At 39.0% G+C, this 17604-nt stretch carries 16 protein-coding genes; 14 read left to right on the top strand and 2 right to left on the bottom strand.

Features of this window, described 5'->3' with window-relative positions; genetic code table 11:
* Window positions 1-261: 261 nt before the first annotated feature.
* Window positions 262-1533, top strand: a complete 1272-nt coding sequence (locus GO621_RS00330) for a serine hydroxymethyltransferase (protein WP_157562763.1) — start codon at window positions 262-264, stop codon at window positions 1531-1533.
* Window positions 1534-1614: 81 nt separating this feature from the next.
* On the opposite strand, the gene GO621_RS00325 is transcribed toward GO621_RS00330, so the two are convergent.
* Both GO621_RS00325 and rlmN read right to left on the bottom strand, forming a co-directional pair.
* Window positions 1615-2313, bottom strand: coding sequence for a ComF family protein (locus GO621_RS00325; protein ID WP_157562761.1), 699 nt, complete (start codon window positions 2311-2313; stop codon window positions 1615-1617).
* 37 nt (window positions 2314-2350) lie between these two features.
* Complete coding sequence (rlmN, locus tag GO621_RS00320) at window positions 2351-3400, bottom strand: 23S rRNA (adenine(2503)-C(2))-methyltransferase RlmN (RefSeq protein ID WP_317163357.1); 1050 nt, start codon at window positions 3398-3400, stop codon at window positions 2351-2353.
* 112 nt (window positions 3401-3512) lie between these two features.
* Between rlmN and GO621_RS00315 the strand changes: the two genes are divergently transcribed.
* The 13 genes from GO621_RS00315 (at window position 3513) to ruvA (ending at window position 17569) form a co-directional block, all read left to right on the top strand.
* Entirely contained in the window at window positions 3513-4703 is a 1191-nt protein-coding gene (locus GO621_RS00315; protein WP_157562758.1) for an amidohydrolase family protein, read from the top strand.
* Between the two features lie 55 nt (window positions 4704-4758).
* Entirely contained in the window at window positions 4759-5049 is a 291-nt protein-coding gene (locus tag GO621_RS00310) for an acylphosphatase (protein WP_157562756.1), read from the top strand.
* Window positions 5050-5088: 39 nt separating this feature from the next.
* Entirely contained in the window at window positions 5089-6624 is a 1536-nt protein-coding gene (locus GO621_RS00305) for a lipopolysaccharide biosynthesis protein (RefSeq protein WP_157562754.1), read from the top strand.
* Window positions 6590-7024, top strand: coding sequence for a dUTP diphosphatase (gene dut, locus GO621_RS00300; RefSeq protein ID WP_157562752.1), 435 nt, complete (start codon window positions 6590-6592; stop codon window positions 7022-7024). The genes GO621_RS00305 and dut overlap by 35 nt, the downstream gene beginning before the upstream one ends.
* 2 nt (window positions 7025-7026) lie before the next feature.
* A complete protein-coding gene (locus GO621_RS00295; protein ID WP_157562749.1) occupies window positions 7027-8772 on the top strand; it encodes a tetratricopeptide repeat protein in 1746 nt (581 codons plus the stop codon).
* Window positions 8750-9568 (top strand): DUF4292 domain-containing protein, encoded by an 819-nt coding sequence (locus GO621_RS00290; RefSeq protein WP_157562746.1) that lies wholly within the window; start codon window positions 8750-8752, stop codon window positions 9566-9568. The genes GO621_RS00295 and GO621_RS00290 overlap by 23 nt, the downstream gene beginning before the upstream one ends.
* A gap of 17 nt (window positions 9569-9585) precedes the next feature.
* Entirely contained in the window at window positions 9586-10854 is a 1269-nt protein-coding gene (locus GO621_RS00285; RefSeq protein ID WP_317163356.1) for a murein hydrolase activator EnvC family protein, read from the top strand.
* Window positions 10855-10909: 55 nt separating this feature from the next.
* Window positions 10910-11266, top strand: a complete 357-nt coding sequence (locus GO621_RS19265; RefSeq protein ID WP_157562743.1) for a Sec-independent protein translocase subunit TatA/TatB — start codon at window positions 10910-10912, stop codon at window positions 11264-11266.
* Window positions 11267-11292: 26 nt separating this feature from the next.
* Window positions 11293-11514, top strand: coding sequence for a twin-arginine translocase TatA/TatE family subunit (gene tatA / locus GO621_RS00275; RefSeq protein ID WP_157562741.1), 222 nt, complete (start codon window positions 11293-11295; stop codon window positions 11512-11514).
* A 114-nt stretch (window positions 11515-11628) separates the two neighbouring features.
* A complete protein-coding gene (gene gatA, locus GO621_RS00270) occupies window positions 11629-13053 on the top strand; it encodes an Asp-tRNA(Asn)/Glu-tRNA(Gln) amidotransferase subunit GatA (RefSeq protein ID WP_157562738.1) in 1425 nt (474 codons plus the stop codon).
* Between the two features lie 36 nt (window positions 13054-13089).
* On the top strand, window positions 13090-14553 hold the full coding sequence (locus GO621_RS00265) for a lytic transglycosylase domain-containing protein (RefSeq protein WP_157562735.1): 1464 nt from the start codon (window positions 13090-13092) through the stop codon (window positions 14551-14553).
* A gap of 82 nt (window positions 14554-14635) precedes the next feature.
* Entirely contained in the window at window positions 14636-16933 is a 2298-nt protein-coding gene (locus tag GO621_RS00260) for an NADP-dependent malic enzyme (RefSeq protein ID WP_157562733.1), read from the top strand.
* A gap of 48 nt (window positions 16934-16981) precedes the next feature.
* A complete protein-coding gene (ruvA, locus tag GO621_RS00255; protein WP_157562730.1) occupies window positions 16982-17569 on the top strand; it encodes a Holliday junction branch migration protein RuvA in 588 nt (195 codons plus the stop codon).
* Window positions 17570-17604: the final 35 nt, after the last annotated feature.

The following is a 17604-nucleotide window of genomic DNA, read 5'->3' as shown; positions in this document are numbered from 1 at the left end:
TAAATAATCGTTATTCAAATTCTACGCGCAAGCCCGATTAATGTTTGGCCATTTGTTTTTTCTTTTAAATATCAGAATAATCTTTTTAGGATAAACCTTTCTGTTAACACTAATCTCCTGAATTTTGTGCGATAAAAGAAGCATCAGGACATAATAAATCAGCTACAGAAAAGCTCTTTTTACAGCAACATTTTTAGTAACTGTAAAAATTTGATGGTCAGGATTAAAATATGGCTAAATTTGGGCATCATAAATCAGATCATGAAAAGAGATAAATTAATATTTAAACTATTAGACGAAGAACAGGAAAGGCAGGAAAAAGGGATAGAATTAATTGCTTCCGAAAACTTTGTAAGCAAACAGGTAATGGAAGCAGCAGGCTCGGCAGCAACTAACAAATATGCAGAAGGCTTGCCAGGAAAACGTTATTATGGTGGTTGCGAAGTGGTGGATGAAATTGAAACGATAGCGATTGAACGCGCCAAACAATTGTTTAATGCTGAGTGGGCCAACGTGCAGCCACATTCTGGTGCACAAGCAAATGCAGCAGTTTTATTAGCTTGTTTACAAGCTGGCGATAAGATTTTAGGTTTTGATTTATCTCATGGCGGACATTTAACGCATGGGTCGCCGGTTAATTTCTCCGGGAAATTATACAAACCATTCTTTTATGGCGTAAAAAAAGAAACCGGTTTAATTGATTACGAACAGTTGCGGGAAGTTGCCTTGCGCGAAAAACCAAAACTGATTATTTGCGGTGCTTCTGCTTATTCCCGTGATTGGGATTATGCGTTTATCCGTAAAGTTGCCGATGAAATTGGTGCTTTGGTCATGGCTGATATTTCTCATCCTTCCGGCTTAATTGCAAGAGGATTGTTAACAGACCCGCTTCCGCATTGCCACATCGTTACCACCACTACACATAAAACTTTGCGTGGCCCGCGTGGCGGGATGATTTTATTAGGAAAAGATTTTGAAAATCCGTTCGGCTTAAAAACGCCAAAAGGCGAAGCACGCATGATGTCGTCTGTGTTAGACATGGCTGTTTTCCCGGGAACACAAGGCGGTCCGTTAGAACATATTATTGCAGCAAAAGCAATTGCCTTTGGCGAAGCTTTAAGCGATAAATACATGAAATACATTGTGCAGGTGAAGCAAAATGCAGCAGCTATGGCAGAAGCTTTTGTGGAATTAGGTTACGAAATTATTTCAGGAGGAACAGATAACCACATGATGTTAATTGACCTGCGGAACAAAAACGTAACCGGAAAAGCAGCAGAAGCAGCATTGGACAGGGCAGGAATTACCGTTAACAAAAATATGGTCCCGTTTGATGATAAATCGCCGTTTGTTACTTCCGGGATCCGTGTTGGAACGCCAGCTGTTACCACAAGAGGAATGAAGGAAAAACAAATGAAAAAAATTGTTGAACTGATCGATTCAGTCATTCAGCATATTGATGATGAAAACAATGTAGAAAAGGTACGCAAGCACATTCACGAGCTTACCAAAAAGTTTCCGTTGTATTTGTAAGTTTTTGAAGGAAGCAGCAGTAATCAGCAACAAGATTACTGCTTCTTTTATCACCTTAAAAAACTGTTGATAAAAGAAGCATCAGGCAGTATAAGCAATAGCTGTTAGGCTGATTTTTACACCGGGAATTTCCAGCAAAACGTTACAGCAAGCTTCTAAAGTTGCTCCGGTGGTAATAATATCATCCACCAATAAAATATGTTTGTCTGCTAATTTCTCGGGTTTTTTTACGGAGAATACATCTTTCATATTTTCATAACGCGAAGTACGTGATTTTTTAGTCTGGCTTTCTGTTCCGGTTATCCGAACTAAATTATCAACTTCTGCCTGAATTGATAGTTTTTCTGAAAGTCCTTCTGCAAAACTTAAACTCTGGTTATAACCTCTTTTTAACAACTTCTGCTTGTGTAACGGAACGGGAATAATCATATCCGCAGAAGTAAAAATCGGATTTTCCAACAAACGTTTTCCGGCCAGTTTTCCTAAATAAACGCCAACTTCCGGCTTGTTTTTGTATTTAAGCTGGTGCATCAGGTTTTGCACGCGGCTTCCTTTGGTAAAATAAAGCAGCGCAGCAGCAGCTTCTAAAGGAACTCTTCCCCAAAATTGTTGTGCAACCGCGTTATCAGCGTTTAGATGAAAATCAGTATAAGGTAAATGGTAAAGGCAATCAGCACAAATCAATTCTTCGTTGCGGTACAGGCTTTTGGCACAAGCCTGACAAAGTTCGGGGAAGATGAGTGAAACAAAATCAGCAAAATAACTTTGGCGTAGATTCATTTTGCTGATGCTTCTTTTATCGACTAAAAATTAGTGTTTATTGCTGTTTAACCGCTAACTGTCCGCAAGCAGCATCAATATCCTTACCCCGGCTTCTGCGGATGTTTACATTAATTCCCTGCTTTTTTAAATAAGCTGCAAAAGCATCTGTTTTAGCTTCCTGCGTATTGATAAAATCTGCAAAAGAAATCGGGTTATATTCAATAATGTTTACTTTGCAAGGCAAATGTTTACAAAATGCAGCTAATTCTGCCGCATCTTCCAAACTATCATTAAAATTATCGAACAAAATATACTCGTACGTAACCGGGTTTTTGGTTTTAGAGAAGTAATATTTCAACGCTTCTGCCAATGCCTTTAAAGAGTTTTGCTCGTTAATCGGCATAATTTCATTCCGCTTTTTATCATTCGCAGCGTGTAATGAAAGTGCCAGATTAAATTTCACCTGGTCATCGCCCAGCTTTTTAATCATTTTAGCAATGCCGGCAGTAGAAACGGTAATGCGTTTGGCCGCCATATTTAAACCATCTTCTGCTGTAATCCGCTCGATAGATTTCATCACATTAGCATAATTCAGCAACGGTTCGCCCATTCCCATATACACAATATTAGTTAACGGATGATTGTAGTTTAGTTTGGCCTGCTGGTCTAACAAAACCACCTGATCGTAAATTTCGTCGGGATTGAGGTTTCTTTTCCGCTCCATATATCCGGTAGCACAAAATTTACAAGTTAAACTACAGCCCACCTGAGAAGATACACAAGCGGTCATCCGTTCTGGCGCAGGTATTAAAACACCTTCAATTAAATTTTCATCATATAATTTAAAAGTATTTTTAATCGTTCTATCGTTACTAAACTGAGAGATATGTATTTTTGCCGCATTGATAGTAAACAGTTCTTTCAATTTGTTCCGAAGGTCTTTAGAAAGATTGCTCATCTGATCAAAATCAGAAACCGATTTTTCCCAGAGCCAGGAGTAAACCTGTTTAGCACGGAAATTTTTTTCGCCCAGTTCAGCGAAATGTTTTTCAAGAGTTTCCAGTGTTAAACTGCGTACATCGATTTTTTTAGCTGTAACTACCACATTACAAATTTACTACTATAAAAGTAGTAGTAAATATATTTTAATTTTTATTACAATTAAAAGAAAACTCTTTCTCTGTCTTTCCTGATATTTACAAAGCCGAAATTACTACATGAAAAAGTTCACTGCCGATTACATTTTAACTTCCACCAGCAGCCCCATTAAAAACGGGAGTATTGTTGTTGATGATAATGGAAAAGTTTTGCAGGTTGAAGACCCGCAAAACCTTACTGCAAAACCACAGCAGCAATATGCCGATTTAAAAGCAGAAAAACTAAGCGGCGTAATTTGTCCGGGCTTTGTCAATACGCACTGCCATTTAGAACTTTCGCATTTAAAAGGAAAAGTCCCTGCCGGGGAAGGGTTGATAGAATTTATAAAAAATGTACAAAAGCTGCGTAAAACCGATGATGCCGAAGTAATCGAAGCTGCTGCCAAAGCTGATGAGCAAATGGAGCAGAACGGTATTGTTGCCGTTGGTGATATTGCCAATAGTGCAGTTACGGCATCGGTTAAACTAAAAAGTAAACTTTATTACCATAACTTTATTGAGGTTTATGGTTTTGACCCTAAAAATGCCGAGGCTGTTTTTAACAGTGCATTGGCTATACAGGAACAGTTTAAGCCGCTTGCTGCTTCTATCACGCCACATGCTGCTTATTCGGTTTCTAAAGAATTGTTTAGGCTGATCCGAAAGGAATCAGACGATAAAAATTCTATGCTGACCATCCACAACCAGGAATCAGACGAAGAAAATAAATTATACCGCTACAAGCAGGGCAGCTTCTTAGATTTTTATGACCGCTTAGGCCTTGATATTTCCTTTTTTAAACCTCAGGCGCGCAATTCTATCCAGTCTATCATCCCGCTTTTTAGTAACCGGCAAAATGTGCTGATGGTACACAACACTTTTACCAGCATGAAAGATGTTTATTTTACCCGGCGTTTTGATCGTAAAATAAACTGGTGTTTTTGTCCGGGTGCTAATTTGTACATCGAAAAAACATTGCCAAAGCTTAATATTTTTACCCATCATGGTTTTAATATTACTTTAGGGACTGATAGTTTGGCCTCTAACCATGTTTTATGTATCCTCAAAGAAATGAGGCTTCTGCAAGAAAATTTTCCGTATTTAGAATTAGAAAACATGGTTGAATGGGCAACCATTAACGGCGCAAAATTTTTAGGCATCGATCATGAAAAAGGGACCATTGAAGCCGGGAAAACGCCAGGCTTAAATTTGATTTCGGGTTTAGACCGGATGAAAATAACGCCCGAAACTAAAGTGCGCAAACTGGCTTAATAAAAGTTGCTTTTTTTAACTTTGCCAACGCTGTTTTTTGGGCGATAAAAGAAGCATGGTTAAAAAACATCTCGATATAAAAGTTAGCGGCAAGGTGCAGGGCGTATCTTACCGGGCAACAACAAAGGCCGTTGCCGATCAGTTAGGGATAAAAGGTTTTGTAAAGAACGAAGAAGATGGTTCTGTTTACGTAGAAGCTGAAGGAGATGCGCCCATGATTGTATCTTTTTTAGAGTGGTGCCACGAAGGGCCGGACACGGCACGCGTAGAACAGGTAGAAAGCAAGGAAGGCGAAATGAAAAACTATCGTAATTTTGAAGTTGTAAAAAAGAACCCGCTGCCTTGATCTGTTAAATGTTCGTGCAGCTTTAACCAACTTCAAAATTTGTCAACAATAAAAAAATTTGCCGGCCAAACGGCTGTTTATGGTGTAAGCACCATTATATCAAGGTCGCTGTACTTTATACTTACACCCATTTTGGTTCATGCTTTATCGCCTAAAATTTATGGTGTATTTACTAAAATGTATAGTTGGGCATCCATGCTTAATGCCGTGCTGTCTTTTGGAATGGAAACTACTTTTTTTCGCTATTTAAATAAGCGGGAAGATAGGAAAGACAAAGTATACAACAATTCTTTTATTACCGTAGCAACTGCTGCAATACTATTCTTTTTATTTACTTTTTTTTATGCTGATAGCATCGCGTTATGGCTAAATGGCGGAACTGATAAAAAAGCGGCCGACTATGTTTTTTACGTAAAATGCTTTATTTATATTTTAGTTGTTGATGCTTTATGTGTTATCCCTTTTGCTAAAGTACGGGCAGACGGAAGGCCGTTTCGTTATTCAATTATTAAATTTCTAAATATCATTTGTGTATTCGGCCTAAACCTATTTTTCCTATACGGTGCTCCGTTTATCATTAAACATCATTTGTCCGGTGCGGGATTAATAGAGCAATGGTACAGGCCACTTTGGGTTGGCTATGTTTTTCTGGCAAACCTGTTGGCAAGCTTGCTAACTTTAATTTTATTATTACCAGAAATACTTAAATTAAAGCTACGGTTTGATGTTAAAATGTTTGGCGAAATGGTTTTGTATAGCTGGCCTATTTTAGTCGCCAATATTTCATTTATCATTAATGAGAATTTGGATAAGATTATGTTGGATAAATTATTGCCAGCAAGAATTAGTGATCAGGAAGTAGGCATTTATGGTGCTTGTGCTAAAATCGCACTATTTTTAAGCCTTTTTGTTCAAGCTTTTAGATTAGGTGCAGAGCCTTTCTTTTTTAGTCATGCTAAAAATAAAAATTCCGGACAAACTTATTCCCGTATCATGGATTATTTTGTAATTGTAGTAGCGCTAATTGCAGTTGCATTAACAGCTAATATCGAGTTACTGAAATATTTCGTCAGGGGGGGAAGCGTTGCACTTCAAAATCAATATTGGTCTGGCTTAAAAGTGGTCCCTATCTTATTGTTCGGTTATGTGAGTTTAGGTATTTACATGAACCTATCTGTTTGGTATAAGCTTTCTGATCAAACTAAATACGGTTTATATATTTCCGGCATTGGCGCTATTTTAACCATCATTTTAAATATCATCTTTATCCCAAAATATAGTTACATCGCTTCCGCCTGGATTTCGCTCATTGCTTATGCAACCATGATGGTTTTATCCTACATCCTCGGCCAAAAAAATTATCCAATTCCTTATCATCTTAAAAAAAATGTTGCCTATCTGCTGGCATCGGTAGTAATTGTATATTTATCGTTTACTGTTTTTCATCGAAATTTGATTATTGGCAACCTGTTTTTAATTTTATTTGCAGCAGCAGCACTATTTGCCGAGCGCAAAGAGCTTCTTTTATTAGTTAAAAAAAATGAACATTCAGATCATCAACAAATCAAACAATAGCCTTCCTGCTTACGAAACAGCACATGCAGCAGGCATGGATTTAAAAGCCAGCCTGGAAGAAGCAGTTGTTTTAAAACCCATGCAGCGGCAGTTAATTCCGACAGGGATTTTTATTGAATTACCGGTTGGGTTTGAAGCGCAGATCAGGCCGAGAAGCGGTTTAGCGTTTAAGCATGGCATTGGTATTGTTAATTCTCCGGGAACGGTTGATGCTGATTATCGCGGAGAGATTAAAGTATTGCTGATCAATTTTTCGGATGTTGATTTTGCTATAAACAATGGCGACAGGATTGCACAAATAGTCATTGCAAAACATGAAAAAATTGATTGGAACGAAGTTGAAATATTAAGTGAAACATTAAGGGGCGCAGGAGGGTACGGCCATACAGGCGTACAGTAAAAATGATAAAAGTTGGGAAACTGGTTTTTGGTTTAGCGTGGCTGTTGTTTCCAGGGTTTACTTTTGCACAACACAAAAAAAACACCGATAAAAACAGCATGGTGATGGTAGTGGGCAAGCCGCTAACCAGAAGGGACAGTGTGTTGGTTGATGAGCTTTTTTACCAGGCACTGCGCGAAAAAACAATGGAAAACGCTTCGGCGGCGGCAACACTTTTTTCACAGGTTTTAGAAATAGATCCTGCAAATGATGCCGGCATGTATGAACTTTCACGCATCCGCACCAACCAAAATAAGGATGCTGAGGCAAGGCAGCTTTTAGAAAAAGCGGTAACCGTAAACCCGGACAATGAATGGTATTGGCTGGCACTTGCCGGTAACTATGAAAAGATTAACGATATACCCAAACTGGAAAATGTATTTAAGGAACTGGTGAGGCTTAATCCTGATAAACCTGATTATTATACCAATCAGGCACGTGCATTTGTGCTTGATAAAAAATATGATGAAGCTTTAGCCGTTTATAACCAGCAGGAAAAGCTGTTTGGAAAAAATGAGGAAAGTATTTTTGGCAAACAAAAAATCTACCTGAAACAAGGAAAGCTGGACCTGGCAACAAAAGATCTGGAAGAGTTGATCCGGGAAAATCCGCAGGAAATCCGTCCTTACCTGCAATTAAGTGAGTTGTATAATTCCAATAATCAGAATGATAAAGCTTTAAAAGTTTTAGAAAGCGCAGGGAAAATCGATTCAGATAATGCTTTGGTCCATTTGGCTTTGGCAGATGTTTACCGTGATAAAAAAGATTACGCTGCTTGTTTTAACCAGCTAAAAACCGCATTTGCCTTTCCATCATTAAAAATTGAAGAAAAACTTCGCATCATTTCGGGCTATTTTCCCAGGTTCCCGGATCCGGAAGCTAAATCGAGCGCTTTAGAACTGAGCCGGATTATTTCGGTTGCCCATCCGGATGATGCCCGTGCTTTTACTTTGTATGGCGATATGCTCGTACAAAACGCTTCTTATCAGCAAGCTATTCCGGTTTATCGTAAATCCCTCACTTTAAATGATCAGACTTATGCTGTTTGGGAGCAAATCATCCGGTTGGAATTAGGCGAAAACCAGTTTGACCAGGCAATAAAAGATGGGGAAGAAGCGCTTTCGCTTTTCCCCAACCAGGCGGTTGCCAACTATTTACTTGGTGTGGCTTATGCACAAAAAGGCAGGGTAAAAGAAGCATTAAGTTATTTTAAAAATGCCATTTCCTTAAATCCGACCAATAAAGAGTTGCTGAGCCAGGTTTACGCAGCCATGGGCGATAATTATCATCAGCAAAAAGATGATGCACAATCGGATGCGTCCTACGATCAATCTTTAACCAACAATCCGGATAATGCTTACACCTTAAATAATTATGCTTATTATTTATCGTTAAGAGGAGAAAAGTTAGACAAAGCAGCGCAAATGTCGCGCAGAAGTAATGAACTGCAGCCAGACAATGCTTCTTTTGAGGATACTTTTGCCTGGGTCCTTTTCAAACAAAAAAAATATCCGGAAGCAAAAACCTGGATGGAGAAAGCCATCAGGCATAATCAAAAAAGTGCAGGACTGGCAGAGCATTATGGTGATGTTCTGTATTTTTTAAACGATACAGAAAACGCAGTTAAATATTGGAAAACAGCAAAACAATTGGGAAGCAGTTCGGCTGTTTTAGAACGGAAAATTAATGAAAAAAAATATATTGAATAAAGCGCTTGCAGCAGTAATAGTGTTTTCGCTGTTTATTAGCTGTAAAGCAAAAAAACAATTGGTACAAGTTAATCGCCAAGCAGTTGCAGATTCTGCTGTAAAAACAAACGATAACCCTAAAACTGATAATAGCAAAACCGAAAAAATTACAGCTATACAAAACCAGCAAATCAACTTTAATACCTTTTCCGGCAAAGCGCGGACTCATTTAGAAATAGATGGAAAAGGTTATGATGTGACCATGAACATCAGGATACAAAAAAACAAACAGATTTGGGTTTCGATTACAGCAATTGCAGGTATTGAAGTAGCGAGGGCTGTTATTACGCCCGACAGCATTAAGATTATTAACAAACTGCAAAGCATTTATCTGAAAAAACCTTTTAGTTACGTTTACCAATATACAGGCAGGCAGATGAATTATAAAATGGTCGAAGCTATTGTAATTGGTAATGCCATTTCTGAATTTATTACACCTGATGCTACGATGGCAACAAGCGGGAATAATACTGTTTTTTCCGGGATTCTGAATGGCCTTGCTTATCAAACAACATTTGATACAGATTTAAAAGTAAGTAACTTAAAATTAACCAACCAGCAGGCCGCACAAAATTTAGATGTAAATAACAGTAGTTTTATTCGGGCTGATGACCGTATTTTGCCCACTGTTATCGGTATAAATTCTGTATCCGGCGAAAACAGCATTAAAGCTGATCTGCATTATATTAAAACAGCGTTTGATCAGGCACTGGATGCTCCTTTTAACGAACCAAAAGGTTATACACTTATAAATTAAAATCAGCTTAAAAGCTAATGATGAAGTTGAAAAAAACTTTACTGCTCTTGTTTTTTGTAATGTTTACGATACATGGATTTGCGCAAAGCAGTGCAGAATTAAAACGGCGCAGAGATAAAATTACCAGTGAGCTGGAGAAGCTGAATGATGAATATACCAGGATTTCCAGTGATAAAAAAACATCGTTAAAGCAATTAAGCCTGTTAAAGGCACAGATTGATTTGCGGGAAGAAAAGATCAAAACTGCCAATTCTGAAATCAGATTGCTGGACCATCAAATCTCTGACAACAGTAACAACGTACGTAGTTTACAATCGCAGTTAGATCAGCTTAAAAAAGAATATGCAGCTATGGTGCTTTTTGCTTTTCGTAACCAGAGTGCCTATAATAAACTCATGTTTGTTTTTGCAGCGAGTGATTTTAACCAGGCTTATAAGCGGTTAAAATATATGCAGCAGTTTGGCGATTATAGGCGGCGGCAGGCAGGCTATATTGAAGGGACACAGAAAGACCTGCATATTAAAATTATAGAACTCGATCATAATAAGAAGGAAAAAAATAATATTTTAATAGACCAGGAAAAAGAGAAAGAAAAGTTAGGCAAGGAAAAAGACAATCAGGCTGAGGTTGTAAATACGCTGAGTAAACAGGAAAAGCTGACCAAAAACCAGATTGCTAAACAGAAAAAGGCCAGGGACCAGCTTAACCGGGCAATTTCAAACGCTATCCGCAGGGAAATTGAAGAGGAAAGAAGAAAAGCGGCAGAAGAAGCAAGGATAGCAGCGGCAAAAGCAAAGGCAGAAAATAAACCGGCAGCAGTTGCAAAGCCAGCTTCAAAAGGTACAGATGTATTGTCTGCCACACCAGAAGCTGCAAAGCTGTCGAATGATTTTTTAGGGAACCGGGGAAGGTTGCCATGGCCGGTTGCAAATGGTGTGATTGTTGGACGGTTTGGAATGACGTATATACAAGGTATTAAAACAGAGAACCCTGGCGTTGATATTAAAACAAATGCAGGCGCAGCAGTAAGGTCGGTATTTTCCGGAGAGGTAAGCAAGGTGGAAAATGTGGATGGTTCTTATTTAGTTGTGATCCGTCATGGCGAATATTTTACTGCCTATATTAATTTAAGGTCTGCAAGTGTTACAAAAGGCCAGAAAGTAAGCCTGAAGCAAACAATTGGTGTGGCTGGTGTTGATCCTGAAAGCGGAGATACACAAGTCCATTTTGAATTATGGAAAGGCTTTACACCACAGAACCCGCAAAGCTGGATTGCAGAGAATTAAGCTTTGAATTGTTATATTAATTATTGTTTATATTTGTTCATTAAAAATAAAAGTTATGTTACATCCAGTTTATTTGTTTTTAAATATAGGCACACCGGAACTAATCCTGATCCTTGGTGTAGCGCTGCTTCTTTTTGGAGGCAATAAATTGCCGGAACTTGCACGCGGCTTAGGAAAAGGCATCCGTGAGTTTAAAGATGCTTCGGAAGGTGTAAAAAGGGAAATTCATAACCAGATCAACAGTTTTGATGAAGTTAAAATTAATCAGGAGCCAACTACTAACGCTGCTACAACCACAACTACGGCTGCGGTTCCTGATGTTAGTCCGCTTGATCAGCCTGAAATTACGCCACGCCCAACTGTTTATCCTTCAGAAAATCATCCGCATTCAAATTCTACCGAAATTAATTAAATATTAACCATTAAATCATAAATATCATGGGTGGATTAGGTGCACCAGAAATCATTTTAATATTAGCAGTAGTTTTATTGTTGTTTGGAGGAAAAAAAATCCCTGAATTAATGAAAGGTTTAGGAAAAGGCGTAAAGGAGTTTAAAGATGCTTCAAACGAGCCAACTTCCACTACAACCAATCATACTACTACAACCAATCCTGCTTCTACAACTACCGAGCGCAGGGACGAAACAACAACTTTATAAGTTCTTGTTTAATTACTTTTGGAACGTATTGCCTGCTAAAGCAATAGCTATAAATTAACTTACTGTTAAGATGTTTGAATCTATTACAGTAAGTTTTTTTATATTGGCGCCCTTATGAAATTTTATTCTTCTCTCAAAGAAGTTCAGGACGATTTAAGAAATGATAAAATTACTGTTGTTTCTTTGGTTCAATATTACCTGGACAGAATAAATCAGCACAAAAACTTAAATGCCTTTAACGAGGTTTTTGATGAAGAAGCTTTGCGCAATGCTTCTTTTATCGACCAAAAATTAAAAGAAGGAAAAGCTGGCCGCCTGGCCGGTATGATCATTGGGATAAAAGATAATATTTGTTATAAAGGACATCAGGTAAGTGCATCATCGCGGATACTGGAAGGCTTTACTTCTGTTTACTCGGCTACGGTAATAGAACGTTTGCTTGCCGAAGATGTAATTATCATTGGCCGCTGCAATTGTGATGAGTTTGCAATGGGCGGTTCTAACGAAACTTCTTATTACGGCCCGGTTAAAAATTTTAAGGATATAAAAAGAGTATCCGGCGGCTCTTCCGGCGGTTCTGCAGTTGCTGTTCAGGCAGACTTATGTTTGGCCGCTTTAGGAACAGATACAGGTGGTTCTGTACGTCAACCTTGTTCCTTTTGTGGCGTTATTGGTTTAAAACCAACTTATGGCCGCATCTCCCGCCATGGCATTATTGCTTATGCTTCTTCGTTTGATCAGGTTGGCCCTATTACCCGTTCTGTAGAAGACAGCGCTTTACTTTTGGAAGTGTTAGCGGGCAGTGATGATTACGACAGTACTGCGGCATTAAACCCGGTTCCTTCCTATTCGGCTTCCTTAAAAACTACCGGTAAAAAAAGCATTGCCTATATCCAGGAAATTTTAGAAAGTGAGGGTGTTGATCAGGAAATAAAAGACCTGATGCGCAAAAAAATAGAACAGTTGCAGGCAGACGGACATGTGGTAGAACCGGTATCGTTTGCTTACTTAGATTATGTAGTGCCAACTTATTATGTGTTAACTACTGCAGAAGCTTCCTCTAACCTTTCCCGTTTTGATGGCGTACACTATGGTTACAGAAGCCCTAATGCAACCGATACAGAAACGATTTATACAAAAACGCGGACAGAGGGTTTTGGTGAAGAAGTAAAAAGGCGCATTATGCTTGGAACGTTTGTATTGAGTTCCGGTTATTACGATGCTTATTATGCCAAAGCGCAAAAAGTAAGAAGGCTGATCAAAAATAAAACTGATGAAATTTTAAGGAAGTATGATTTTATCCTGACGCCTACCACACCAACAGCAGCTTTTAATATCGGCGAAATTGTAAAAGACCCAATCGTAATGTATTTGGAAGATATTTTTACAGTCCAGGCTTCGTTGGCAGGTATTCCGGCAATTTCTTTACCTGCAGGCAACAATGCACAAGGTTTGCCGTTAGGGTTGCAACTGCTTGCCCCGGCATTTGCTGAAGGTGATCTGTTAAATTTTTCAGCTTATTTTTTAAAACTTGCTTAAGTTAACGCTTTTGCAGGTAAACCTTTTTTCTAAAAAATGAAAAAATATTTAATTATTGCTGGCTGTTTATTGTTTACAAGTTTTGCAAATGCACAGCATAATAGAAATAATAAACCGATACAGGCAGATACACCTGTTGTTGCTATCAATTTAAAAGCAAAGCAAATTGTTAATTTGTCTTCTTCTGCTAAACCAACAAAAACCGTTCCATCTATATTAAGAACTGATACTTTAGTTCCTGTACCGATAGTTGACGAACTTTTACTGACCTCTTATCAGAACATGGTGTACAAATCCAGACTGGATTCTATACAGAAAAAAATCCCATTGAACTATAATGAGTACGTACAGAGTTACATTGACATTTATACAGCACCAAAAAGAAAGGATGCAATGTCAAAAATCATTGGCCTGGCTAAATATTACTTCCCAATTTACGAGAAAGCTTTTCAGGAAGCAGGTATTCCGGATGAAATTAAATACTTATCGGTAGTAGAATCTGCTTTAGACCCCAATGCCGTTTCCCGGGTTGGTGCAACCGGTCTGTGGCAGTTTATGTTTGCTACAGCAAGGCTTTACGGTTTGAAAATGGATAATTATGTTGATGAACGTAAAGATCCGGTGCAGGCAAGCCATGCTACTGCCCGGTATTTAAAAGATGCTTATAATGATTTTGGCGACTGGTTACTGGCTATTGCCTCTTATAATTGCGGAAAAGGCAATGTAATCAAGGCAATGCAAAGATCGGGAGGAAATGATTTTTGGTCGATACGGAACTACTTACCGGCAGAAACACGTGGTTATGTGCCGGCATATATTGCCATAACTTATGTGATGAATTTTTATAAAAAGCACCAGATTATACCGCAAGAGTGCAATTTTTCTACAAAAAACGATACTGTGTTGGTTAACAAGCTTGTTTCGCTTAATAACCTGTCTAACGCTTTAGAAATAGACCCTTCGGAGATGGCCATCCTCAACCCATCTTACAAAAAGCGCATTGTTAATGGTACTGCTGATAAGCCTAAACGCATCATTATTCCTAAAACAGTTTATGCTGACTTTGCTAATGTTTATGCCGCGCTAAATGACTCTGATACAGAAGCAGCCCCGCGGATGCTATTAACTTCTGCTCAGGATGGCCACCCCCATCAGGCAGAATATATAAAGTATCATCGGATTAAAAAGGGTGAAAGATTGTCTGAAATAGCAGACCGGTACGGAGTTGAAGTGCAGGATTTAAAAGTTTGGAACCATCTGCATACAGTTGCGGTAGTGCCCGGCCAGAAATTGCTGATAAAAACAGTATCGGCAGAAGTTGCTTCTCCCGAAAAAAAATCAATAAAAAGTTATTATACTTACAGGGTTAGAAAAGGGGATACTTTGAATGTAATTGCTGAGAAGTATGAAGGCGCTACGGTGCAAAGTATCAAAGCTTTAAATACTTTAAAAGGTAATCAGCTTCGTCCCGGCATGACACTTAAAATTAACCGTAGTTAATATTTTAGTATACTATGCATAAAAGTCCCCGTACTTCTTTTACCGGGACTTTTTTTACCTCTAAAATTTAAATAAAAAATCTATGAGTAAAAGAAGCAAGGCCAATAACCGCAAGCAGGATGCGCTTGATTACCACTCTTCCGGCCGCCCGGGAAAAATCCAGGTTTTGCCAACTAAACCAACACAATCGCAGCGCGACCTTTCTTTAGCTTACTCGCCCGGTGTTGCCGAGCCATGTTTACGTATTGCAGAAAACCCGGAAGACGTTTATAAATATACAGCAAAAGGCAACCTGGTAGCTGTTATTAGTAACGGTACAGCAGTTTTAGGGTTAGGCGATATTGGGCCGGCAGCCGGAAAACCGGTGATGGAAGGTAAAGGCCTGCTCTTTAAAATTTTTGCTGATATAGATGTTTTTGATTTAGAACTGGATACTAAAAATGTAGATGAATTTGTACAAATTGTAAAAGCCCTGGAACCTACTTTTGGCGGCATCAACCTCGAAGATATTGCTGCCCCGCTGTGTTTTGAAATTGAACGGCGGTTAAAAGAAGAAATGAAAATTCCGGTAATGCACGATGATCAGCATGGCACAGCAATCATTTCTGGTGCTGCTTTAATGAATGCCGTTGAAATACAGAACAAAAAACTTGATGAAATAAAAATAGTGGTAAACGGGGCAGGTGCAGCAGCTATTTCCTGCTCCAAGCTTTACCTGGCTATCGGTGTAAAAAAAGAAAACCTGATCATGTTTGATAAAGACGGCTTGCTGCACCATGGCCGCACTGATCTGGATGATATCCGCAGGCAATTTTTTACCGACCGGACAGATGTAAAAACACTTGCTGATGCCATGAACAATGCTGATGTTTTTATCGGTCTGTCGGCAGGAAATGTAGTTACACCGGAAATGCTGTTAACAATGGCCAAAAACCCTATTGTTTTTGCCATGGCTAATCCCGAACCGGAAATATCTTACGAACTGGCAACAGCAACACGTCCGGACTTAATTATGGCTACCGGCCGTTCTGATTATCCAAACCAGGTAAATAACGTATTGGGTTTTCCTTATATTTTCCGTGGCGCGTTGGACGTTAGGGCAACCAGCATCAACGAAGAAATGAAACTGGCTGCCGTAAAAGCAATTGCAGAATTAGCCAAAATGCCTGTTCCTGAAGAAGTTAACTTAGCTTATAATGCCCGCAATTTTAAGTTTGGCAAAGATTACATCATTCCAAAACCGGTTGATTCCAGGCTAATTACAACTGTATCTTCTGCTGTGGCTAAAGCTGCAATGGATTCTGGTATTGCCCGTAAGCACATTACAGACTGGGATGCTTACCGGGAAGAACTGATCCGCCGTTTGGGTAAAGAAGACAAACTGATGCGGAGCATCTCCGGCAAAGCTAAATCAGAGCCAAAACGTGTGGTATTTGCAGAAGCTGATAATTATAAAATCCTGAAATCGGCACAGATTGTACGGGACGAAGGTATTGCAACGCCAATTCTATTAGGCAATAAAGAAAAAATCAAAGAACTAATGCTGGCCAATGACCTGGAACTGGACGGCGTAGAAATTATTGATCCGCTTAACGGAACAGATAATTCTGCAAAATATGCCGAGTTCTTGTTTAAAAAACGCCAGCGAAGGGGCATTACTTTGTTTGATGCCAAAAAGTTGATGCGGAACCGTAACTATTACGGAGCAGCTATGGTGCAGTTTGGTGATGCTGATGCTTTAATTTCTGGCTTAACCCGAAATTATGCTGCAACCGTAAAACCGGCTTTGCAGGTAATTGGTACAGAACCTGGTGTAAAATTGGTTGCCGGAATGTATATGATGATCACTAAAAACGGGCCTGTTTTTTTTGGTGATACAACTGTAAACGTTAATCCTGATGCACAGGAACTGGTAGATATTACAGTACTGATCGAGCGTTCTGTTAAACAGTTTAATATCAAGCCACGTGTTGCAGTTCTTTCTTACTCCAATTTTGGTTCTAACGAAGGTGCTGTGCCAGAAAAAACACGTGAGGCAGTAAAATTACTCCACGAGCAATACCCGGAAATGGTAGTTGACGGCGATATGCAGGCCAATTTTGCCATGAACCCAACGCTGCTTAAAGATAATTATGCTTTTTCATCCTTAAACGGGGCACCTGCCAATACGCTCATCTTCCCTAATCTCGAATCGGGGAATATTGCTTATAAATTATTGCAGGAAATAGGCGGTGCCGAAGCTGTAGGCCCAATTTTGCTGGGGATGAACAAGCCTGTTCACGTATTGCAATTAGGTAGCTCGGTCAGAGAAATTGTGAACGTAGTTACCATTGCGGTGGTAGATGCACAAACAAAAGGCGCACTAAGAAAAGACTGGTAAAAACAGCATCAGCATATTCGATAGCCATACAACAAAATTCTGTAAAGGATGTACGATTATATAAATGGTAAATTGGCGTTTAAGTGCCCTGCCTACGTTGTAATTGATGCTGGCGGTATTGGCTATCACATCAATATTTCTCTTCATACTTATTCTGCACTTTCGGCAAACGAAAATAATTGTAAACTCTTTACCTGGCTCTACGTAAAAGAAGACGCACATACGCTGTATGGATTTGCAGATGAAGGTGAAAGAAGGTTGTTTTTACACCTGATATCCGTATCGGGGATCGGGCCAAACACTGGCCGGATGATGCTTTCCTCCATCACACCTGCAGAAATACAGCAAGCCATTATAAAAGGCGATGTGCCTTTGATACAGCGGATTAAGGGAATAGGTCCGAAATCGGCTCAAAGAATAGTTTTGGAATTGCAGGATAAGTTAAAAAAAGAAGGGCCAGATTCTTTAATTTCAGTTCCTGTAAACCATACTGTTAAAGAGGAGGCTTTATCTGCACTGGTGATGCTTGGTTTTGCAAAAAATGCGGCAGAAAAAGTGATCGGTCAGATCGTAAAAAAGGATGATGAAAATTTAACAGTAGAAAAACTAATAAAAATTGCTTTGAAGAATTTATAATTACTATTTTTTGCTTAACAGGTGAAATTATTTAC

The organism is Mucilaginibacter arboris (assembly GCF_009754915.1).
Lineage (GTDB): Bacteria > Bacteroidota > Bacteroidia > Sphingobacteriales > Sphingobacteriaceae > Mucilaginibacter_A > Mucilaginibacter_A arboris.
Note: the sequence above shows the minus strand (reverse complement) of the source record. Positions and strands in the feature narration are given on the sequence as shown.